At 71.7% G+C, this 21,951-nt stretch carries 19 protein-coding genes; 13 read left to right on the top strand and 6 right to left on the bottom strand.

Annotation, left to right across the window (positions count from 1 at the left end):
* Positions 1–328 precede the first annotated feature (328 nt).
* The 3 genes from ABZ281_RS05540 to ABZ281_RS05530 all read left to right on the top strand — a co-directional run bounded on the left by ABZ281_RS05540 (position 329) and on the right by ABZ281_RS05530 (position 3,521).
* Positions 329–1,831 (top strand): acyl-CoA synthetase, encoded by a 1,503-nt coding sequence (locus tag ABZ281_RS05540; RefSeq protein WP_356652388.1) that lies wholly within the window; start codon positions 329–331, stop codon positions 1,829–1,831.
* 60 nt (positions 1,832–1,891) lie between these two features.
* Positions 1,892–2,725, top strand: coding sequence for an alpha/beta hydrolase (locus ABZ281_RS05535; RefSeq protein WP_356652386.1), 834 nt, complete (start codon positions 1,892–1,894; stop codon positions 2,723–2,725).
* Between the two features lie 73 nt (positions 2,726–2,798).
* Positions 2,799–3,521, top strand: coding sequence for an alpha/beta hydrolase (locus ABZ281_RS05530; protein WP_356652384.1), 723 nt, complete (start codon positions 2,799–2,801; stop codon positions 3,519–3,521).
* Here the strand turns inward: ABZ281_RS05530 and ABZ281_RS05525 are convergent.
* Positions 3,493–5,337, bottom strand: coding sequence for a sulfatase (locus tag ABZ281_RS05525; RefSeq protein WP_356652383.1), 1,845 nt, complete (start codon positions 5,335–5,337; stop codon positions 3,493–3,495). The two genes, ABZ281_RS05530 and ABZ281_RS05525, sit on opposite strands and share 29 nt — an antisense overlap.
* Before the next feature lie 114 nt (positions 5,338–5,451).
* Positions 5,452–7,071, bottom strand: coding sequence for an acyl-CoA synthetase (locus ABZ281_RS05520; protein WP_356652381.1), 1,620 nt, complete (start codon positions 7,069–7,071; stop codon positions 5,452–5,454).
* Positions 7,072–7,246: 175 nt separating this feature from the next.
* Between ABZ281_RS05520 and ABZ281_RS05515 the strand changes: the two genes are divergently transcribed.
* From ABZ281_RS05515 to ABZ281_RS05480, 8 genes are all read left to right on the top strand, one after another.
* Positions 7,247–8,047 (top strand): crotonase/enoyl-CoA hydratase family protein, encoded by an 801-nt coding sequence (locus ABZ281_RS05515; protein WP_356652379.1) that lies wholly within the window; start codon positions 7,247–7,249, stop codon positions 8,045–8,047.
* 119 nt (positions 8,048–8,166) lie between these two features.
* Complete coding sequence (locus ABZ281_RS05510; protein WP_356652377.1) at positions 8,167–9,108, top strand: OB-fold domain-containing protein; 942 nt, start codon at positions 8,167–8,169, stop codon at positions 9,106–9,108.
* Positions 9,105–10,169 (top strand): thiolase domain-containing protein, encoded by a 1,065-nt coding sequence (locus ABZ281_RS05505; protein ID WP_356652375.1) that lies wholly within the window; start codon positions 9,105–9,107, stop codon positions 10,167–10,169. Before ABZ281_RS05510 ends, ABZ281_RS05505 begins: the two co-directional genes overlap by 4 nt.
* On the top strand, positions 10,166–11,332 hold the full coding sequence (locus ABZ281_RS05500; protein ID WP_356652373.1) for a thiolase domain-containing protein: 1,167 nt from the start codon (positions 10,166–10,168) through the stop codon (positions 11,330–11,332). The genes ABZ281_RS05505 and ABZ281_RS05500 overlap by 4 nt, the downstream gene beginning before the upstream one ends.
* Before the next feature lie 82 nt (positions 11,333–11,414).
* On the top strand, positions 11,415–11,657 hold the full coding sequence (locus ABZ281_RS05495) for a DUF397 domain-containing protein (RefSeq protein ID WP_356652371.1): 243 nt from the start codon (positions 11,415–11,417) through the stop codon (positions 11,655–11,657).
* A gap of 162 nt (positions 11,658–11,819) precedes the next feature.
* Positions 11,820–12,722 (top strand): universal stress protein, encoded by a 903-nt coding sequence (locus ABZ281_RS05490; protein WP_356652369.1) that lies wholly within the window; start codon positions 11,820–11,822, stop codon positions 12,720–12,722.
* 39 nt (positions 12,723–12,761) lie between these two features.
* Complete coding sequence (locus ABZ281_RS05485) at positions 12,762–13,469, top strand: CGNR zinc finger domain-containing protein (protein WP_356652367.1); 708 nt, start codon at positions 12,762–12,764, stop codon at positions 13,467–13,469.
* 87 nt (positions 13,470–13,556) lie between these two features.
* Complete coding sequence (locus ABZ281_RS05480; RefSeq protein WP_298558828.1) at positions 13,557–14,054, top strand: hypothetical protein; 498 nt, start codon at positions 13,557–13,559, stop codon at positions 14,052–14,054.
* Between the two features lie 69 nt (positions 14,055–14,123).
* Here the strand turns inward: ABZ281_RS05480 and ABZ281_RS05475 are convergent, their stop codons facing one another.
* The gene (locus tag ABZ281_RS05475; protein ID WP_356652365.1) at positions 14,124–15,263 is read right to left on the bottom strand and encodes an aminoglycoside phosphotransferase family protein; all 1,140 of its coding nucleotides are present in this window, start codon (positions 15,261–15,263) and stop codon (positions 14,124–14,126) included.
* A 232-nt stretch (positions 15,264–15,495) separates the two neighbouring features.
* Here ABZ281_RS05475 and ABZ281_RS05470 point away from each other — a divergent pair, with 232 nt between their 5' ends.
* On the top strand, positions 15,496–16,989 hold the full coding sequence (locus tag ABZ281_RS05470) for a hypothetical protein (protein ID WP_356652363.1): 1,494 nt from the start codon (positions 15,496–15,498) through the stop codon (positions 16,987–16,989).
* 5 nt (positions 16,990–16,994) lie between these two features.
* Here ABZ281_RS05470 and ABZ281_RS05465 read toward each other — a convergent pair whose 3' ends face one another.
* The 3 genes from ABZ281_RS05465 to ABZ281_RS05455 all read right to left on the bottom strand — a co-directional run bounded on the left by ABZ281_RS05465 (position 16,995) and on the right by ABZ281_RS05455 (position 21,450).
* Entirely contained in the window at positions 16,995–18,401 is a 1,407-nt protein-coding gene (locus ABZ281_RS05465; RefSeq protein ID WP_356652361.1) for a SpoIIE family protein phosphatase, read from the bottom strand.
* Positions 18,402–18,733: 332 nt separating this feature from the next.
* Positions 18,734–19,828, bottom strand: coding sequence for a chemotaxis protein (locus tag ABZ281_RS05460; RefSeq protein WP_356652359.1), 1,095 nt, complete (start codon positions 19,826–19,828; stop codon positions 18,734–18,736).
* 50 nt (positions 19,829–19,878) lie between these two features.
* Positions 19,879–21,450 (bottom strand): alpha/beta hydrolase, encoded by a 1,572-nt coding sequence (locus tag ABZ281_RS05455; RefSeq protein WP_356652357.1) that lies wholly within the window; start codon positions 21,448–21,450, stop codon positions 19,879–19,881.
* Positions 21,451–21,705: 255 nt separating this feature from the next.
* Between ABZ281_RS05455 and ABZ281_RS05450 the strand changes: the two genes are divergently transcribed.
* A partial coding sequence (locus ABZ281_RS05450; protein ID WP_356652355.1) for a chaplin occupies positions 21,706–21,951 on the top strand: 246 nt, incomplete at its 3' end.

Here is a 21,951-nt window from a genome sequence, read left to right as displayed (position 1 = left end):
GTCCCCTCGGGTGATCGCGGCGGGCTGACCGTCGTGCGCTGCGGGCGTCGCTGGGACGCCGCGGGGCACAGGGCCGTCGCCCCAAGGACAAGCCGTCTCAGCCGACTGCGCATCGTGCCCTCCGGCATCGTCGAGGGAAAGGAGTGTCGAGTGCAGGAACCCGATTCGAACGTCCGTCGGTTTCATGACAGCGGACTCCGTCGACGGCGACAGGGTTGCTCGTGGCCGATCTTCCCCCCCGGCTCTCGTCCTGCCCGGAGTCTTTCCCGGCTCTCGCCCTGTCCGGGGTCCTTGACCTCCTCGGGCGCTGAACCGAGGATCATGTGTCATGACGACGCCAGGACAGGGCAGCACGGTCGACGGAGTCCTGCGGCGCAGCGCCCGGCGCACACCGGCGCGCGTCGCGGTGGAGTACGCCGAGCGGACCTGGACGTACGACGAACTCGACACCGCCGTCTCCCGCGCGGCGAGCGTCCTTCTCGACCAGGGGCTGACCCGCGGGGACCGGATCGGCGCCTACGGCCACAACTCCGACGCCTACCTGATCGCCTTCCTCGCCTGCGCCCGCGCGGGTCTGGTGCACGTACCCGTCAACCAGAACCTGACCGGCGACGATCTCGCCTACATCGTCGGCCAGTCCGGCAGCACCCTGGTCCTCACCGACCCGGACCTCGCCGCACAACTACCTTCCGCCGTGCGGACGTTGCCGCTGCGCGACGCGGACGACTCGCTGCTCGCGCGGCTGCCGCAGGCGCCCGGGTACGACGGCCCCGAGCCGCGCACCGAGGACCTCGTGCAACTGCTGTACACGTCCGGGACGACCGCGCTGCCCAAGGGCGCGATGATGACGCACCGGGCCCTGGTGCACGAGTACCTGAGCGCGATCACCGCCCTCGACCTCAGTGCGGGCGACCGCCCCGCGCATGCCCTGCCGCTGTACCACTCGGCGCAGATGCACGTCTTCCTGCTGCCCTACCTCGCCGTCGGCGCGACGAACGTCATCCTCGACGCACCCGACGGCGACCGGCTCTTCGACCTGATCGAGGCGGGCCGCGCGGACAGCCTGTTCGCGCCGCCCACCGTCTGGATCGCCCTGTCCAACCGCCCCGATTTCGCCACCCGCGACCTGAGCGGCCTGCGCAAGGGGTACTACGGCGCGTCGATCATGCCGGTCCCGGTACTCGAACGGCTGCGGGAGCGCCTGCCGGGCCTGGCCTTCTACAACTGCTTCGGCCAGAGCGAGATCGGCCCGCTGGCCACGGTCCTCGCACCCGGCGAACACAAGGGCCGCCTGGACTCCTGCGGCCGGCCCGTCCTGTTCGTCGACGCCCGTGTGGTCGACGAGGACGGCAAGGACGTCCCCGACGGCATCCCCGGTGAGATCGTCTACCGCTCACCCCAACTGTGCGAGGGCTATTGGGACAAGCCCGAGGAGACCGCCGAGGCCTTCCGCGACGGCTGGTTCCGCTCCGGCGACCTCGCGGTACGCGACGCGCACGGCTACTTCACGATCGTCGACCGGGTCAAGGACGTCATCAACTCCGGTGGCGTCGTCATCGCCTCACGCCAGGTCGAGGACGCCCTGTACACCCACCCCGGCGTCGCCGAGGCCGCGGTCGTGGGTCTGCCGGACGAGCGCTGGATCGAGGCGGTGACAGCCGTGGTCGTCCCGCGCGGCGAGGTCTCGGAGACGGAACTGATCGACCACGTCCGCGAACGACTCACCCCCTTCAAGGCCCCGAAGCGAGTGGTGTTCGTCGACGAACTCCCGCGCAACGCCAGCGGAAAGATCCTCAAGCGGGAACTGAGGAACGACCTCGGCAACGGGTAGCCCGCACGGACCGGAGAACCGGGTTGTGCCGGACCGGCCCCGGACGCCAGGATCGACGGCATGCCGATCTTCAGTGCCCCGGACGGGACCCGACTCGCCTTCCACCTGCGCGGTGAGGGCGAGCCGCTCGTCGTGCTGCCCGGTGGGCCCATGCGGGCCTCCGCCTACCTGGGAGACCTGGGCGGACTGGACGCCCACCGGCAGTTGGTGCTCCTCGACCTGCGCGGCACGGGGGAGTCCGAGAAGCCGGCGGATCCCGGGACGTACCGCTGCGACCGGCTCGTGGACGATGTCGAGGCGCTGCGTCGCCATCTGGGACTGGAGCGGATGGACGTGCTCGCGCACTCGGCGGGCGGCAGCCTGGCCATGCTCTACGCTGACCGGTGCCCGCAGCGGCTGGGCCGGCTGGCCCTGGTCACCGCCACCCCGGGGGCACTGGGACTCCCGGCGACGGCCGGGGACAGGCTGGCGGCGGCACGACTGCGGGCGTCGGAACCCTGGTTCCCGGACGCGTTCCCGGCGTTCGAGGCATGGCTGGACGGCACCGGTGACTTCGACCCGGTGTTCCTCCCCTTCTTCTACGGGCGCTGGGACGACACCGCCCGTGCCCACGCCGACCGCGAGCAGACCGAGACCAACGACGACGCGGCGGAGGTCTACGGTGGCGACGGCGCCTACGAACCGGCCACGACGCGCAGTGCGCTGGCCCGGGTGAGGGCTCCCGTGCTCGTCCTGGCCGGTGAGGTCGACGGCGGTCCGAGTCCCTCGCTCGCCCGGCGTACCGCGGACGCCTTCCCGGCGGCCGAGTTCGCGGTGCAGCCGGGAGCGGGGCACTACCCGTGGCTCGACGACCCGCAAGGGTTCACGCGGCGCGTGGCCGCCTTCTTCTCCTGACCACAGACCCACCCGCCTCTGCTGCCGGCAGAGCGGCCCCCGCTCCGGGGCACTCCTCGCTACCGTGCCCGGTATGGACACAGCACCGCGTACCGCGCAGGCGAACGGCATCACACAGGCCTACCGCGTCTGGGGACCGCAGGACGCGGAACCTCTCGTCCTGCTGCACGCCCGCGGGACCGACGGCGCCGACTGGGCGTCGATCGCCCCGGCTGTGGCCACCGGGCCCGCCGGGCCTCGCCCTGTGTACGCTCCCGATCTGCGCGGACACGGCCGGAGCGACTGGCCCGGCGGATACGCGTACGAGACCATGCGCGACGACGTCCACGCCCTCCTCGGGGCGCTCGGCATCGACCGCGCCGACGTCGTGGGCCACTCGCTCGGCGGCGCCGTCGCCTACCTGCTCGCCCAGCGCAGACCGGGGCTCGTGCGGCGGCTCGTCCTGGAGGAGGTGCCCGCGCCCTTCCCGCTGGACCCGCCGCGCCCACCCGCCGAACGGCCCAGCGGGGAGACCCCGTACGACTGGGCGATGATCCTAGCCACCGACGAACAGCGCAACGCACCGAGTCCCGTGTGGTGGGACCACATGGGTCGGATCACCATGCCCACGCTGCTGATCGGTGGCGGGCCGAGCAGCCCGATCCCGCAGGAGCAGATCGCCGCGTTCGCCGAACTGCTCCCCGACTCCCGGCACATCACCCTCGACGCGGGGCATCTCGTGCACGAGACCCGTCCGGAGAAGTTCCTCGCGGCCGTGGCGGAGTTCCTCAGCCCTGCGGCCCGTACGCGGTCATGAACCGGTCGCGGAACTTGTCCATGCCCCATCGGGGCGCGTTCTCGGCCGGCTTGAGGCCGTCCGTCCAGCCCCAGTCGGCGACCCGGTCCAGGACCTTCTTGTCGTGGGCGACGATCGTCACCGGCACGTCCTTGCCGGTGTCCCCGGCGGTGACGGTCGGCACCGGCTGGTGGTCGCCGAGGAAGACCAGCACCGTGTCGTCGTCGCCGTAGCGCTCGACCCACTCGGTGAGGCTGCGGATCGAGTACTCGATGGCCTTGCGGTACTCGGCGCGGACCTTCTCCGGGTCCTTCCAGACCTCCGTGGGGTTGGTGCCCTCCTTCTTGATCCGGTGGAACACCGAGCCGTCGCCGAGGTCGTTCCAGTCGATCATCCGCGCGATGGGGGACCAGGGGTTGTGGCTGGAGGCGAGGATGATCTCCGCCATGATCGGCTCGCGGTCCTTCTTGCCGTGCTCCAGCCGCTGGAACGCCTCCATGCTGAACTGGTCGGGCACGGGCGTCCAGCTGAAGTACGGGCCCTGGTAGCCGAGGTGCTCGGAGTCGTAGATGTGGTCCAGGCCGAAGTACTTCCCCTCCGGCCAGGCCCGCCTCACACCCGGCACGACGCCGACGGTCCGCCAGGCGCCGGTCTTGCCGAAGTACTTCGTCAGCGTCATACGGTCGCTCGTGGTCAGACTGCGGTACCGCTGCTGGTTCTTGATCCACAGCCCGGAGAGGAAGGTCGAGTGGGCGAGCCAGCTGCCCGCGCCCGTCACCGGCGACTGCAGCCAGCCGCTGCGCGACTCGAACCCGGCCGCCTTCAGCCTGCCGGTGCCCTCCTTGAGCACGGCGTCGGTCTGCTGCGCCATCGCCGGGTCGTCGATCGCGACCCTGCCGTAGCTCTCGATGAAGGTGAACAGGACGTCCTTGCCGCGCAGCCCCGTGAGCAGCTGGTCGGGCGGCGTCTTCGCGAAGGCGTCCACCGAGGCCTGCTTCTCGAAGACCCGGGCGTCCGCGAGCCCCGCGCGCACCTGGTCCACCCGGTTGCCCAGGAACTCGGCGTTGCCCTTGGTGGCGACCGGCACGGTGCCGATCTGCACGCCCAGGGTCATGCAGGTGATCCACGCCGTGCCGAGGATCAGGACCGTGCGGCCGGCGACGGGCCGGTGCCGGACCATCAGGTTCGTCAGCCGCACCACCGCGAGCGTCGTGAGAACGAGCAGCGCGACGAACAGGATGATCACCCCGGTCACGGCCAGCACCTGGCCGGTACGGCCGAACGTCTCCCTCAGGAAGTCCGTGCCGTTCTCGATCAGGATCCAGTCCAGAACCAGGTCGAAGGGCCGGGCCAGGATCTGGTAGAAGCCCATGTCGACGAACTTCAGCACCGTGACCAGGCCCAGGAACACGCCCGTGACGACCGCCGCGATACGCCGGGGCTTCGACGGCAGCGCGAGCAGCAGCCCGGCGAGCAGCACGCCCTCGGCGGGGATGCGGACGAACGACGCGAACTCGATGCGCTCGATCCGGTTCGGCACGAGCAGCGCGAACAGCACGAGCGCACCGGCCAGAACGGTCGTCCCGACAAAGACGCCGCGTGCCGTACGGGGGTAGCGGCGCCGCCAGCCGAACCAGCCGGGCTTGGCCGTCGGTGACTGCTCGGAAGGGGGCCGCTGTGCGGAAGCGCCGCCCTCCGGGGAGTCCGTCGCAGCGCCGGCCTCCGGATCCGCCGTACCGGTGCTGCCCTCCGGATCCGCCGTACCGGTGTCGTCATCCGGTTCCGCCCGGCCCTCGGTCGTGTCCGAAAGCTGACGGGAGCGAGTGAAGAGCGACACCCGGTGGTCCTTCCGTGCGGTCTTGCCGGCATGGCGAACAGCGCTCGGGTGAGCGAGCCCGCCACCACCAGTACGTCCGCACGACACCTTAGGTTCAATGGTCCGGCCGGAGATTCACCCGTCCGCAGTCACCGCCACCTCCCGCGCCCACCGGTAGTCCGCCTTGCCGCTCGGCGACCGCTGGATGGACTCGGTGATCACCAGCTGGCGGGGGATCTTGTAGCCGGCGAGCCGGTCACGGCAGTGGGTCTGTATGTCCCGCAGTGAAGGCCGTACCGCGCCCGCGCGCAGTTGCACCACGGCCGCCACATGGTGGCCCCACTGGGCGTCCGGCACCCCGGCCACCAGCGCGTCGTAGACGTCCGGGTGGGACTTGAGGGCCTGTTCGACCTCCTCCGGGTACACCTTCTCGCCGCCGGTGTTGATGCACTGCGAGCCCCGGCCGAGGACGGTGACCACGCCCTCCGCGTCGACGGTGGCCATGTCGCCGAGCAGCACCCAGCGCTCGCCCGCCTTCTCGAAGAAGGTCGCGGCGGTCTTGGCCGGGTCGTTGTAGTAGCCGAGCGGCACGTGTCCGCACTGGGCGACCCGCCCCACCTCGCCGGCCGCCACCGGCTCGTACGTGGCCGGGTCGACCACCTGGGTGCGGGCGTTGACCCGCACCCGGAAGCCCCGTTCCGGGCCGGAGTCCTCGGTCGCCGTCCCGTTGAAGCCCGACTCCGACGAGCCGAAGTTGTTCAGCAGCATGGCGTTCGGCACCAGCTCCTGGAACTGCCTGCGGACCGTGTCCGACATGATCGCGCCGGACGAGGACACGCTGAACAGCGACGAGCGGTCGATGTGCCGCAGCGGTCCGCTCAGTGCGTCGATCAGCGGCCGCAGCATCGCGTCGCCCACCAGCGAGATGCTGCTGACCCTCTCCTTCTCCACGGTCCGCAGCACCTCCTCGGGCACGAACTTGCGGTGGATCACGACCCGCTGCCCGAAGTCGAAGCCGATGAACGCGGTGAGGGTGGACGTGCCGTGCATCAGCGGAGCCGTCGGGAAGAACGTGATCCCCGCACCGCCGGCCGCGACCCGCTCCGCCAGCTCCTCGGGCTTCTTCACCGGTTCACCGGTCGGGGCGCCGCCGCCGAGCCCCGCGAAGAACAGGTCTTCCTGCCGCCACATCACACCCTTGGGCATGCCGGTCGTGCCGCCGGTGTAGATGATGAACTGGTCGTCGGCCGCCCGGGCCGGGAAACCCCGCCCGGGCGCCCTCACGGCCTCCACCTGTGCGAACTCCACACAGGCGACCTCCGCGGCCCCTGGCGCCGGAGCCCCCACCCGGATCAGATGCCGCAGCTTCTCCGCCCGGGGACGCGCCGCGGCCACCCGGTCGGTGAACTCCGCGTCGAAGACCAGCGCCGCCAGGTCCGCGTCCCGATAGAGGTACACCAACTCCTCTTCGACATAACGGTAGTTGACGTTGACGGGGACGATTCGCGCCTTGAGGCAGCCCAGCACCGTCTGCAGGTACTCCACGCCGTTGTACAGATGGAGCCCGAGGTGCTCACCGGGTCGTATTCCGCTGTCCAGCAGATGGTGGCCGACGCGGTCGGCCGCCGCGTCCAGCTCCGCGTACGTCAGGCGGCGCTCCGCGCCCGTGCCCGGGTGGTCGGCGTACACCAGCGCCTCACGGCCGGGAACGACGTCGACGACCGACTCGAACAGGTCGGCAAGGTTGTACTCCACCGCTCCTCCTGACCCCGGGCGTGCCTGGCATCGGACGGTTCGCCGGTCATCAGAGCAAAGGGCGGTCCAACTGTGAAGGGCCCGCGCGAAAGAATCTGACTGTCTGTCAGAAAACCCTTGAAGTGCCACCCGCCCTCCTGCAACCTGTTCTCGTTCCATGAGAGGGGAGTTCGCCATGGGTGGGACGGAACACCTCACCGTGCAGCGCGAAGGCGCCACACTGGTGCTCACGCTCAACCGGCCGGAAGCCAGGAACGCGCTCTCACTGCCGATGCTCGTCGGCCTCCACGACGGCTGGCTCGAAGCCGACGCCGACGACTCGGTCCGCTCGATCGTCTTCACCGGCGCGGGCGGCTCGTTCTGCTCCGGCATGGACCTCAAGGCCCTCGCCGGGAACGGCATGGCCGGCGAGGAGTACCGCGACCGGCTCAAGGCCGATCCCGACCTGCACTGGAAGGCGATGCTGCGCCACCACCGCCCGCGCAAGCCGGTGATCGCCGCCGTCGAGGGGTACTGCGTCGCGGGCGGCACCGAGATGCTCCAGGGCACCGACATCCGCGTCGCCGCCGAGTCCGCGACCTTCGGCCTGTTCGAGGTGAAGCGCGGCCTGTTCCCCATCGGCGGCTCCACCGTTCGCCTGCAACGCCAGATCCCGCGCACCCACGCCCTGGAGATGCTCCTCACCGGCCGCCCCTACAGCGCTCGCGAGGCCGCCGCGATCGGCCTGGTCGGCCACGTCGTCCCCGACGGCACCGCACTGGGCAGGGCGTTGGAGATCGCCGAGCAGATCAACGCCTGCGGCCCGCTGGCCGTGGAAGCCGTCAAGGCCTCGGTCTACGAGACCGCCGAGATGACCGAACAGGACGGCCTCTCCGCCGAACTCACCCACGGCTGGCCGGTCTTCGACACCGCCGACGCCAAGGAGGGCGCCCGCGCCTTCGCGGAGAAGCGACCGCCTGTCTACAAGCGCGCGTAGCGCTGCGCCGGAAGTGGCCGGTTCAGAGCTGCGGGTCGTCGGTGGCCGAGCGCGCAGTTCCCCGCGCCCCTGAGGGGGCGCGCCCCGTGCACGCCGATTTCGAAGGAGGCAGGCCCTCGATGTCCGCAGTTCTCAAGGCGCCGCTTGTCGTCGAATTTCCCTTCACTCGCTCCCTCGGGTCCGTCCAGAGCGCCTTCCTGACCGGTCTGCGGGAACGTGTGATCCTCGGAGTGAGGACTGGCAACGGCCGCACCCTCGTCCCGCCCGTCGAGTACGACCCCGTCACCGCCGAGGAACTCCACGACCTGGTCGAGGTCGCCCCGACCGGCACGGTCACCACCTGGGCCTGGAATGCCGCCCCCCGCCGCGGCCAGCCCCTCACCACCCCCTTCGCCTGGGTCCTGGTCCGCCTCGACGGCGCCGACACCGCCCTGCTCCACGCCCTCGACGCCCCCGGCCCCGCCGCCGTGCACACCGGCATGCCGGTCCGCATCCGCTGGGCCGGCGAACGCGCCGGCGCCATCACCGACATCGCCTGCTTCGAGCCCTACGACGGCCGCCGGGCCGAACCGACGGGACACCCCGGCGAGTTCGAGGACCCCGTCACCGGCATCGTCGCCGCCGCCCGCCTCGACTACACCTACTCGCCCGGCCGCGCCCAGACCGCCTACATCAACGCCCTCTCCGGCCGGCGCACCGTCGGTGAGCGCTGCCCGTCCTGCCGCAAGGTGTACGTCCCGCCGAGGGGTGCGTGCCCCACCTGTGGGGTGGCCACGTCCGAACAGGTCGAGGTGGGTCCACGCGGCACCGTGACCACGTTCTGCATCGTCAACATCAAAGCGAAGAACCTCGACATCGAGGTGCCGTACGTCTACGCCCACATCGCCCTCGACGGTGCCGGCCTGGCACTGCACGGCCGGATCGGCGGCATCCCCTACGACGAGGTCCGCATGGGCCTGCGCGTCGAACCCGTGTGGACCGACGGCGCCCGCTACCCCGACCACTACCGGCCCACCGGCGAACCCGATGCGGACTACGACACCTACAAGGAGCTGCTGTGACGAGCGCACCGCGGGAGCGCGAGATCGCCGTCGTCGCCTTCGCCCAGACCGCCCACCGGCGCACCAGCGAGGAGCTCTCCGAGGTGGAGATGCTGATGCCGGTGCTCCACGAGGTCCTCGACTCCACCGGCCTGAAGACCGCCGACATCGACTTCACCTGCTCCGGCTCCAGCGACTACCTCGCCGGCCGCGCCTTCTCCTTCACCCTCGCCCTCGACGGCGTCGGCGCCTGGCCCCCGATCTCCGAGTCGCACGTCGAGATGGACGGCGCCTGGGCCCTGTACGAGGCCTGGACCAAACTCCTCACCGGCGACGCCGACACCGCCCTGGTCTACGCGTACGGCAAGTCCTCGCCCGGCTCCGTCCGCGACGTCCTGACCCGCCAGCTCGACCCCTACTACGTGGCGCCCCTCTGGCCCGACTCGGTGGCGCTCGCCGCCCTCCAGGCGCAGGCCCTCATCGACGCCGGCGACACCGACGAGCCCGCCCTCGCCGCGGTCGCCTCCCGCAACCGTGAGGCGGCGACCACCAACCCCCACGCACAACTGCGCGGCCCCCTGCCGCAGGGCGACTACCTCGTACAACCCCTGCGGACCGGCGACTGCCCGCCCATCGGCGACGGGGCCGCCGCCGTGATCCTCGCGGCCGGCGACCGGGCCCGGGAACTGTGCGACCGCCCTGCCTGGATCCGCGGCATCGACCACCGCATCGAGGCCCACGGCCTCGGCGTGCGCGACCTGACCGACTCGCCGTCCACCCGCCTGGCCGCCGAGCGGGCCGGAGCCTTCGAGCGGCCCGTCGACACCGCCGAGCTGCACGCGCCCTTCACCGCGCAGGAGATCGTCCTGCGCAGGGCCCTCCGGCTGGGCGAGGACGTGGACGTGAACCCGTCCGGCGGCGCCCTCGCCGCCAACCCGATCATGGCCGCCGGCCTCGTCCGCATCGGAGAGGCCGCCGCGCGCATCCACCGCGGCGCGTCCCACCGCGCCCTCGCCCACGCCACGTCCGGCCCCTGCCTCCAGCAGAACCTGGTCGCCGTACTCGAAGGGGAACCCCGATGAGCAAGGAGCCCGTGGCCGTCGTCGGCATCGGCCAGACCAGGCACGTCGCGGCACGCCGGGACGTGTCCCTCGCGGGACTGGTCCGGGAAGCGGCCCGGCGGGCGCTCGGGGACGCCGAGCTGACCTGGGCCGACATCGACGCCGTCGTGATCGGCAAGGCCCCCGACTTCTTCGAGGGCGTCATGATGCCGGAGCTCTACCTCGCCGACGCCCTCGGCGCCGTCGGCAAACCCATGCTCCGCGTGCACACCGCCGGATCCGTCGGCGGCTCCACCGCGCTCGTCGCGGCGAACCTCGTCGCGGCCCGCGTCCACGGCACGGTCCTCACCCTCGCCTTCGAAAAGCAGTCCGAGTCCAACGCCATGTGGGGCCTGTCCCTGCCCGTCCCCTTCCAGCAGCCCCTGCTCGCCGGGGCCGGCGGATTCTTCGCACCGCACATCCGCGCGTACATGCGCCGCAGCGGAGCACCCGAGACGATCGGCGCCCTCGTCGCCTACAAAGACCGCCGCAACGCGCTCAAGAACCCCTACGCCCACCTGCACGAACACGACATCACCCTGGACAAGGTCATGGCCTCGCCCATGCTGTGGGACCCGATCCGCTACTCGGAGACCTGCCCCTCCTCCGACGGCGCCTGTGCCATGGTCCTCACCGACCGCGCCGGAGCCGCCCGGGCCCCGCACCCGCCCGCCTGGATGCTCGGCGGCGCGATGCGCAGCGAACCGACCCTCTTCGCCGGCAAGGACTTCGTCTCCCCGCAGGCCGGGCAGGACTGCGCCGCCGACGTCTACCGGCAGGCCGGGATCACCGACCCCCGCCGCGAGATCGACGGCGCGGAGATCTACGTGCCGTTCTCCTGGTACGAGCCCATGTGGCTGGAGAACCTCGGCTTCGCCGACGCGGGCGGGGGCTGGAAGCTCACCGAGGCGGGTGTGACCGAACTGGACGGGGACCTGCCCGTCAACATGTCGGGCGGTGTGCTGTCCGCCAACCCCATCGGCGCCTCCGGCATGATCCGCTTCGCGGAAGCGGCGCTCCAGGTGCGCGGGCAGGCCGGAGAACACCAGGTGGACGGGGCTCGCAGGGTCCTCGGACACGCCTACGGCGGCGGATCGCAGTTCTTCTCCATGTGGCTGGTGGGCGACCGGCTCCCGGACTCCTGAAAGGTCCGCCTCACGTGCCCTGTTGGCTGTGGGACACGATCGCTAGGCTGGCCGCGGACGACGAATCGGGAGGAGCACGGACGTGGCCGAGACCACCATCCAGCAGCGCCCGCTCACGGGCTGGGACAAGCCGGAGCTGGACCTCACCAACGCACAGTGGCAGTCCAGCAGCCGGGGGCGGGGGGATGTCCAGATCGCCTTCGTGGAGGGCTTCATCGCCATGCGGAACAGTGCCCGCCCCGAGAGCCCATCGCTGATCTTCACGCCCGCCGAGTGGGGCGCGTTCGTGTCGGGAGCGCGGGAAGGAGAGTTCGACCTCACCTGAGGGCGCGGGCGACCCGTTTTGGACGGCCGCTGTCCGACGGCCGATCCGGGGGTGTTCCGCCCGCATTTCCGGACACGCGACCGGAGGCATCTTCCCGGAGCCACCGCCTGAGTCAGGCTGGCCCCCGGGAGGGGACGGTCGAATTCCGGAGGTGAGGACCCCATGAGCACCCTGCCTGTCGTCGCGGCGGTCGACGGTTCGGACGACAGCCTGCGCGCCCTGGACTGGGCCGTCGACGCCGCCCGCCGGCGCGCGGCACCCCTGCGCGTGGCACACGTACGCCAGTACGCCCACTGGGTACAGCTCGAGGTGCTCGCCGCCGGGCCCGCGGACCCGCGGGACGACTCCGTACTCGACCAGGTCCGCGCCCATCTGGAGGGCCGTCCCGACCAGCCGGACACGGAGTACGTGGGCCTGGTGGGCGCGGCCGGTGCGGTCCTGCCCGAGCTGGGCTCCGGCGCCCAGCTGCTGGTGCTCGGCTCCCGGGGGCGCGGCGGCTTCGCCAGCCTGGTGCTCGGCTCGAACAGCATGGCCGCCGCCCGCGACGCCGAGTGCCCGGTCGTCGTGGTGCCGCGGCCCGGACGCGAGGTTCACGGCGAGGCGCCGGGCGGTCCCGGCCCCCGGGTGGTCGTCGGCCTGAAGGTGGACGGCCCCGACGAGGCCACGCTCGGGTTCGCCTTCGCCGAGGCCGCCCGGCGTGCCGCCCGGCTCCAAGCGGTCGCCGCCTACCCGTGGCCCGCGCAGCCCTGGATGATGCCCGGGGAGATGCCCCCGCCGATCGTCGACCAGGACGTCATCGAGGACGAGACCCGCGTCCTCGCGGACGGCTTCCTCGCCCCGCACCGCGAGCGGCACCCGGACGTCCCGGTCGAGCTGGTCCCGGCGGCGGGCGACGCGGCCGGTTATCTCGTCGCGGCCTCCCGGGACGCCGACCTCGTCGTGGTGGGCCGGCACCGGCGGCGTCTGCTTTCGCCCGTCCGCATGATGGGCTCGGTGACGCACGCCGTGCTGCTGCACGCCGCCAGCCCCGTCGCCGTGATCCCGCCGTCGCCCTCGGAGGACTGACCGGCCGTAATGGATACGGTCGGGCCTATCATTAGCCGCATGTGGGAACCGATCAACAGGGATGCCCGGCTCGCCCTGGACCTGGCCCTCACCATCCGCCACGACGGCAACGGCGGCGTCACCGACGACCTGGCCGACCCGACAGGCCTGACCGAGTGGGTCCGGGCACGCCCCGAGCTGCTGCCGGGCACCGCTCCCGACCGAGCCGACGGTCACCGCGAGGGATTCGGCGCCGGCACGGCACCGCAGCCGGCCGCGGGTGAGGGCGCCGGTGTCGGGTTCACCGCCGATACCGCGCAGCTCACCGCCGTCCGCGAGCTGCGGGCCGCCGTCCGTGCGCTCTTCGCCCGGGCCGTGCGCCCCGGCGAACCGAGCCCGGCGGACGCGGCCCGTCTCGTACCCCAGGAGGAAGCGGTGCGGCACCTGAACGAGGCGGCTGCCCGCACCCCCACCGTGCCGGTCCTGGACTGGCCCGAAGGCGCCACCCCGCTCGTCCACCCCAAGCTCGTCCGGGCCGCCGACGATCTGACCGCGGTCCTCGCCCACGCCGTGATCGCGTTCCTCGCGAGCGCCGACCGCGACCGGCTGCGGGCCTGCCACGCGCCGCGCTGCGTGCGGTACTTCCTCAAGGAGCACCCGCGCCAGGAGTGGTGCAAGCCCTCCTGCGGCAACCGCGCCCGGGTGGCCCGCCACCACCAGCGGCACAAGCCGACCGCCCCGACCGACCCGTACCGTCCGAGTGGCTGACGGCACTCCCGGTACGGCACGACAAACCGGCCCCCGGTCCGCCGCCCGCCCCGCACTTCGCAGGCCGGGGCACGTACCATGGGCGACATGTCGTTCCTCCGCCGCCGCAGCGCCACCCCCGCCGGGCCCGACTTCGACGTACTGGCCATGGACCCGGGCGACTGGCCCGGCAACCTCGGTGCGGGACTGCTCCCCGCGCCCGACGGCACCTGCCAGGGCGTCTTCCTGCGCTACGACCTGTTCGGCGGCCGAGGGCCCGCGATGATCATCGGCAATCTGCCGGAAGGGTCCCCGGCCCGCGACGTCGAAGAGGGCCAGGTCCCCTTCGAGGTGGCCCAGCTGCTGCTGGCGCTGGAGAACGACGAGGAGGTAACCGTCGTCAGCACCGAGGACATGCCGGTGATGCAGGGCGACAACCTTCTGATCGTGCGCCGCGTCAAGCTCTCCGAGAGCCGGATCTCCTGCGTGCAGTTCGACCGCAGCGACAACGTCCTGGTGACCATCGCCGCCTGGGACCGCCCCATCACGGACGACCTCTACGCCCTTCTCAAACCGCTCCCGGCGGAACTCTTCCAGCAGGGCTGAGGCGGAACCGACCGCACACGAAAGGGCCGCTGTACGCCGACCTGGCGTGCAGCGGCCCTTTCGGCCCCGTCAGCGAGTGCCGACCGCCGCGCGCACGGCGCGCCGGGCCAACTGGCAGTCGTCGTGCAGCCGCCGCAGCAGCAGCCTCTGCTCCTCGCCGGTCGGCGCAGCACCCGGGTGGGCCATGCCCGGTGCCGCCGGGATCGCGTCGTGCATCGAACGCTGCACGGCCGTCTCGTAGGTACGGATCTCACGGGTCAGTACCAGCATCAGGTTCACCAGGAAGGCATCCCTGGACGCCGGCCCCGCCGACTGCGCGATCTGACTGATCTGACGACGAGCGACCGGTGCGTCCCCCAGCACCGACCACAGGGTCGCCAGGTCGTAGCCCGGCAGGTACCAGCCCGCGTGCTCCCAATCCACCAGCACTGGACCGGCCGGTGACAGGAGAATGTTCGACAACAGTGCGTCGCCGTGGCAGAACTGGCCCATGCCCTGCCGCCCGGCCGCCTGTGCGATGCCGTGCAGCAGCTTCTGCAGGTCGCCCAGGTCCCGGTCGGTGAGCAGGCCCAGCTCGTGGTACCGGGAGATCCGGGCCGCGTAGTCGAGCGGGGCGTCGAACGTGCCCGCCGGCGGCCGCCAGGCGTTCAGCCGGCAGATCGCGCCGAGGGCCGCTCTGATGTCCGCCCGGGGCGGCGCCTCGGCCGGGTGCCGCTGGAGCGCCGCCACCCGGCCGGACATCCGCTCGATCACCAGGGTGCAGTTGTCCGGGTCCGCCGCGATCAGTCTCGGCGCCCGCACGGGTGGGCGGTGCCGGACGAACGAGCGGTATGCCGCTATCTCGTGGCGGATCCGCTCGGACCAGGCGGGGGAGTGGTCCAATAAACACTTGGCGACAGCCGTGCTGCGACCGGTCGTGCCGACCAGCAGCACGGACCGTCCGTTGCGGCGCAGGATCTGCACCGGGGCGAACTCCGGGCAGATGCGGTGCACGGACGCGATCGCCGTGCGCAGCTGCGCGCCCTGGGGGCCGGACAAGTCGAGTCTCCCGCTGAGCGGTTGGGTGCCGATGACCGCGCCGCGCCGAGCCCTGCCCGCAGCGAGCACGGGGGCCGCCGGGCGCGCGGGGGCGAGGTAGGGGCCGCTGTCCGTGGGACGCGGGTGCAGCGACCGGGGCGGTGCGGACACGGAGGACGATGCTGCGTACATGGGCGAAACAGATCCCTTCGTGTGCCTGCGACGACAGCGCACCACCCGGCCCGGACGCCGGGGGGAACCCTGGGGAGTGCCCCTGGCGACCGGGTCGGGGTGGCGCATTCCTACCTGACACCGGATGGCCGGTGGCACACCATCTGGCGAACCCTGGCGAACCATGGCGAATAGTCGCCCGGCAAGTCTCCCCGGGCTACTGTCAACTCAGCCGAGAACCTGGGGGCTTGACGTGAGCGGACAACCCAACACCCGGCTCGCGGACCTGTTCGGCCTGGCCGGCTGGTCCAAGGGCGAACTCGCGAGGCTGGTCAACCGGCAGGCGGCGGCCATGGGCCATCCCCAGCTGTCGACCGACACCTCCCGGGTGCGGCGGTGGATCGACACGGGAGAGATCCCGCGCGATCCGGTGCCGCGGGTGCTGGCGGATCTGTTCACCGAGCGTCTCGGCCGTGTCGTGACCATCGAGGACCTCGGTCTGGTCCGGCACGGGCGTGCGGGGAAACGGCAGGGCGGCGGGAGCGCCGATGCTCCCGACGGTGTGCCGTGGGCGCCCGAGCGGACCGCCGCGGTCCTCACCGAATTCACGGGAATGGACCTCATGCTCAACCGACGCGGCTTGGTGGGCGCGGGCGCCGCGCTCGCCGCGGGATCCGCACTCAGCAGTGCCATGTACGACTGGCTGCACTCCGACCCTTCCCTGGCTGCCGACGCCCCCGACCTCGACCATCCCCTGCACGCCGACCCCGCTGGGTTCGACCGTTACGAGGCCGCCCCCATCGGGTCGCAGGAGATCGAGGAACTGGAGCGCTCGGTCGAGGTGTTCCGCGCCTGGGACGCCGCTCGCGGCGGCGGGCTCCAGCGCAAGGCGGTGGTCGGCCAGCTCAACGAGGTGGGCGGCATGCTCGCCTACCGTCACCCACCCCACCTCCAGCGGCGCCTGTGGGGCGTCGCCGCCAACCTCGCCGTCCTCGCGGGCTGGATGTCGCACGACGTCGGCCTGGAGCCCACGGCCCAGAAGTACTTCGTCATCGCCGCGCATGCGGCCAGAGAGGGCGGGGACCGGCCCCGCGCGGGCGAGGCGCTGTCCCGCGCCGCCCGCCAGATGGTGCACCTGGGCCGGCCGGACGACGCCCTGGACCTGATGAAGCTCGCCATGTCCGGCTCCGGTGACGAGGTGCTGCCCCGCACCCGGGCGATGCTCTACACCATCGAGGCCTGGGCACAGGCCGCCCTGGGCAAGGGCCAGGCGATGCGCCGCACGCTCGGGAGGGCGGAGGACCTGTTCGTCTCCGACAAGGCCGACGTTCCGCCGCCGGACTGGATGCAGACCTTCAAGGAGGAGGACCTCTACGGCATGCAGGCCCTGGCCTACCGCACGCTCGCCGAGGTCGAGCCGGGCGCGGCCGCCCATGCCCAGCACTACGCCGAGAAGGCCCTCGCCCTGCGGGTCGACGGCCGACAGCGGTCGAAGATCTTCGACTACCTGTCGATGGCGTCGGCCTGCTTCATCGCCGACGACCCCGAACAGGCGGACCGGTACGCGCGACTGGCCCTGGTGTCGATGGGATCCAATTCCTCCCACCGCACCTGGGACCGGCTCCGCCAGATGTACCGGCTCACCGCGGAGTACTCCGGCTACCCGAAGATCCAGGAGCTGAGGGAGGAGATCAAGCTCGCCCTGCCGAAGACGAAGAGCCGGGGCGGCAACCGTGCACAGGCCTGAGATTCCTAAGACATGACCCTGGCGACGAGCACACAGGCGTTGTCCTCGCGCGCGCTCTCGCCGAACTCCTCGACCACGGTCCGTACGCAGTCCTCCACGGTGCGGTCCCCGGTCAGGCGTGGTGCCAGGCCGAGGAGGAGGTTCGCGGCCGCCGAGCCGGTGTGCCCGGGTACCAGCCCGTCTGTGTGCAGGAGCAGCAGGTCTCCCACCTGGAGCGTCTCTTCGGTCTGCCCGTAGACGGCGCCCGAGGTGGCGCCGAGCAGGACGCCGTCCGGCGTGTTCAGCACGCGCCCCGTCCCGTCGCGGAACAGCAGCGGGGCGGGGTGCCCGGCCTGCGCCCACACCAGGGTGCGGGTGGCGGGCCGGTAGCGGCAGCAGACGGCGCTGCCCAGAGCGGGTTGCACGGTGGCGTCGAGTAACTGGTTCAGCCAGGTCATCAACTGTCCCGGCTGGGCACCGGCCATGGCCATGCCGCGTACGGCACCGAGCAGCATGGTCATGTTCGAGGTGACGCCGACCCCCTGGCCGGTGAGATCGCCGACGCTGAGGAGCGTTTCGCCGCCGGTGAGTTCGAGCGCGTCGTACCAGTCGCCGCCGATCATGGTGCTCGTGGGCGCCGGCAGATGCTGGGACGCGAGGTCGAGGGTCCTCGGGCCCCGGTGCGGGAGCCGCAGGGAGCCGCGCCACGGCGGCAGCACGGCCTCCTGCAGCTCGACCGCGAGCCGGTGCTCGCTCCGAGCGGCCTCCTGCCGGTCGTGGAGCGAGTCACGGGTCTCGCTCACCGCCCGCTGGCTGCGGCGCAGTTCGCTGACGTCGCGCAGCACGGCCCACATCGAGGCGGTGCTGCCGTCGGTGTCGAGCACCGGTTCGCCCATCATGTGCACGGTGCGTACGTCGCCGTCCCGGCGGCCGATGCGGAACTCGCCGTCGATGGGCCGGGCGTCGACGAGGCAGTTGGTGACCATCGCCGTCAGTTTCGGCCGGTCCTCGTCCACCACAAGTGACGGCAGTTCGTCGAGGGTGAGCGGGGGAGCGGCCGGGTCGCGGCCGAGGATCTGGTAGAGCTCCCCGGACCAACTGGCCTCGTCCGTCAGCAGGTTCCACTCGGCGCTACCGACCCGGCTGAGCAGGGAGCCCTGCGCGGGTGCGGTGGGTTCCGGGGCCGCCGTGGGCAGGGGGCCGTCCCGCAGCTGGGCCAAGTGCTCGTCGAGGTCGCTGAGTTGGTGCAGGGCGAGGTCGTACAGGGCGCGCTGCCAGCGATCGCGCGGGTGGTCCGATCCTTCTCCCGCGGCGTCGCGGCGCACCGCGTCCACATCGCCCTTGAGCCGCCGCGTCTGCGATATGAGCGCGTCGACCGAGCCGCGTCCGGGCGGCTGGGCGGCTGGGCGGTCCGCGGAGAGGTGGGACGGCATGACGCACTCCGATGCGGGGACGGTACGACCAAGGCGGACGGAGGGACCGTTACGACTGTTGCACAGCCCGCGACGCCCTGTAAGGGATTCGGCAACACACGATACGGTGGTGCTTCTGGCATATGTCACAGTCTCACGGAGTTACTCCGAGGTAGGTGCGGAGTGCGCCACCCGGAGATCCAAGTCGTAGATTACACAGGGCATTTGACGACCCATCGGGGCCGGCGTCGGGCTGTGGCGGGTGTTCGACGGCCCTGTGTTCGAGCCCGTGGTGGCGCAGGGGGCTCCAGGGCCGTCGTCCGTCACCCGGGGGAGGCCGGCCGGTGCGCCGGTCAGTACCGCAGCACCCCGGCCATGCCGTCCGCCTCCCCGAGGGCGCCGTCCGGTACGAAGCGGACGTCGGCGCCGGTCTCCAGGCACTGCTCGACGATCTCGTCCACGATGTCCTCGCGGGAGTCGAGGTCGTCGCTCTCGGCGAGGATCAGATGGTCCCCGGCGTCGCGGACCGTCACGCGGTAGTTCTCCTCGACGGCCAGCAGCCGGATCCGGCCGTCCCGGGCGCTCTGCCACAGCTCGTCGATGCCGGCGGCGAACGCCCGCCGCCCGCGGGCCGTTTCGAGGGCCCGGGTCACGGTGTCCGTGCTTTTGCGGGCCTCCGCCTCGATCACCGGGCGTACGGCCTGCCACACGACCTCGGGGGTCCCGTGCGCGAGCCCGCCGTGCGGGAGGTGGACCGCGCTCCGGGCGGTGCTGCCGACCTCGTCCAGCAGGGAGAGGGCGGCCGGTTCGCCGGTGACGTACAGCTGTCTCGGGTGGTCGCGCAGTACGGCGTTCATCGCGGTGTCGGCCTCGCGGAGGAACTGACGGGTACGTTCCTCCCGGAAGGCGCTCGGTGTGTCGCCGATCCGCTGCAGCCGCTCCGGGTCGAAGTTCTCCACGCGCCGGGTCAGCGGGAAGCCGCCGACCCGGGCCTCGGTGACCCGGTCGACGCCGCCGTTCCACAGAGTGGCGCGGTCCGCGGCGAGCGACAGAACCCAGATGGGGCGCCCTGCCGTCTGTGCGGACACCAGGTTGCGGGTGAGGAAGGTGTCCGAGACAACCACGCGTTCGGGTACGGGCCTGGCCAGCGACCACACCTGGTGCTCGCCGGGAGCGGCGAAGATCACCAGGCCGTCCTCGGCGTGGGTCAGGTCGACCTCGGACAGGGCCAGGTCGAGGTGTCCGGCGACCTCGGTGCGTCGCTCGCGGGTGACGGCCGGATCGGTCTCCAGCTGCTTCTTGGCCTCGGCCACCACGTTGCGCAGCCGGACCTGGTCCTGGGCCTTGTAGGGATCGCGCCGGTGTGTCGGCGTCAGCACGGAGACCGCGGGGTAGGGGCGCGGGCGCCGCAGTTCGGCAAGGGTCGCGGGACTCAGAACGCTCTCCATGACAGAACGATAGAGCGAATTCGCCATGGGGGCATTTGGGGCAATCGATCTCACTCGTCGTCGCGGTCGGAACCGCAGGAGCTGCCGTCGGGCGGGAGGGTTCCGTACAGCAGGAAGGCGTCGACCTTGCTGTGCACGCACTTGGACGAGCCGTAGCCGGTGTGGCCCTCGCCCCGGTTGTCGAGCACCACGGCCGACGGGCCGAGCCGCCTGGCGGTCTCCATCGTCCAGCGGTACGGCGTGGCCGGGTCGCCCCGGGTACCGACGAGCAGCATCCGCGGCGTGTCGACGTCTTTGACGTCGTCGCGGATGTAGTCGGTGCCCTTGGGACGGCCGTAGCACATCAGCACCTGGGTGAGCCGGTAGCGGCCGAAGACCGGCGACGCCTGCTCGTAGCGGGCGCGCAGCCGGCCGAGGTCCTCGGTGACCTGCGAGGCGGCGGGGCGATCGGGATCGTCCGCGCAGTTGACCGCCATCAGCGCCGCCGGCAGGTTGTCGAGGGGCACGTCGGCCGGGTCGGTGAGTCCGGCGTGCGGGCCGCGCCGCGACGGGCGGGTGAAGCCCCCGGACAGGAACGTCTCCAGGCCACGCGTGTCACCGTCTTCGAGGAGCTGTCCGATGGCCCGCTGCAGTGAAGGCCACAGCTCCCTGCTGTAGAGGCCCTGCCCGAGGGCGCCCGCGAAGTCCTGTCCGGTGAACGCCTCGCCGAAGTCGGTCGGCAGCGGGTCCTTGTCGAGCGACTCGACCACCTCCACGACGTGTTCCCGGGCTTCTCGCGGATTCCGTCCGAACGGGCAGGCGATGTCCTCGGTGCACCAGGTCAGGAAGCTCTCCAGCGCGGTCTGCTGCCCCTGGGCGCTCACCACCCCCTGGTCGGCCAGCGGCTCGGTCAGCGTGTCGACGCCGTCCAGCACCATCCTGCCGACCTTCTCCGGGTACTGGGCCGCGTACACCGCGCCGAGCCGGCTCCCGTAGGAGAAGCCCAGGTAGTTGAGCTTGTCGTCGCCGAGTGCGTCACGCATGACGTCCAGGTCGCGGGCGGCGTTGACCGTGCCGATGTGGGGCAGGACCGGACCCGAGTGCTCCGTGCACTCGGCGGCCGCCGCACGCAGCTCCTCGAGCACGGCCGCGGGATCGGCCACGTCGGCGTTGCCGTCCGTCGCGTCCAGGGCGTCGTCCGAGGCGTTTCCGCAGCTGACGGGCGAGGAGCGGCCCACGCCGCGGGGGTCGAAGGAGACCACGTCGTAGCCGTTCGTCAGGCCCATGAAGTCCTTGCCGCCCATGGCGAGTTGGGCCACGCCCTGGCCGCCGGGGCCGCCGAAGTTCAGCAGGAGCGAGCCCCGGGACTTGCCCGTGGCCCGGTAGCGGGCGACGGCGACGTCGAGGGTGCCCTTGCCCGGTTTGGCGTAGTCGAGCGGCACGGTGACCTTCCCGCACTGGAGGTCCTTGGGCATGTCCATGCCTGAGCACCTCGACCACGTGACCTTCTGGTCGTAGAAGCGTGTGAGGCCGGGCGGCGGGTCGTCGGCGGCCGGCAGTGCCGTGCCCAGCAGGGCGAGTCCGGCCGTGCCGGTGACCGCGCAGCGCCGTATCGAGGGGCGCGTGGACAGCTTGGCCAGCATCGGTGCCTCCAGGGACGCGGGGCGCCCCGCAGCGGACCGGGATCGGCGCCCTCGCTCACCATAAGCGGGCTCCGGAAGCGGCGCCTCCGGGCGGGCGGGGCTGCCGGGGCCCGCATATGAAGGGCTTTACCGCTAGTTCGACAACCGGGCCGCTCGATGGAGTGAAAGGCGGATAAGCCACAACTCGCACCGGACGCCCCGCGTTCTACCCGGTGCGGGTGAGTGCCCGCGACGATGTCTGGAAGGCAGGGTCCCATGAGACGGGTTACCCGAAACGGAGTGATCGCCGTCGCCGTCGCCGCCGCCTCGGGCGCGATGGCCGTGACCGTCCCCGCGTACGCCGGTTCCGGTGCCGACGGCTCGACGGCCGGTTCGCCCGGGGTGGTCTCCGGCAACACCGTCCAGCTGCCGGTGCACGTTCCGGTGAACGTGTGCGGCAACACCGTGAACGTGGTGGGGCTCCTGAACCCCGCCGCCGGCAACAGCTGCGCGAACGAGGAT

The sequence above is a fragment of the Streptomyces sp. NPDC006265 genome (genome assembly GCF_040613555.1).
In the GTDB taxonomy this organism is placed as follows: Bacteria; Actinomycetota; Actinomycetes; order Streptomycetales; family Streptomycetaceae; genus Streptomyces.
This window is presented reverse-complemented; position numbering and strand designations above follow the sequence as displayed.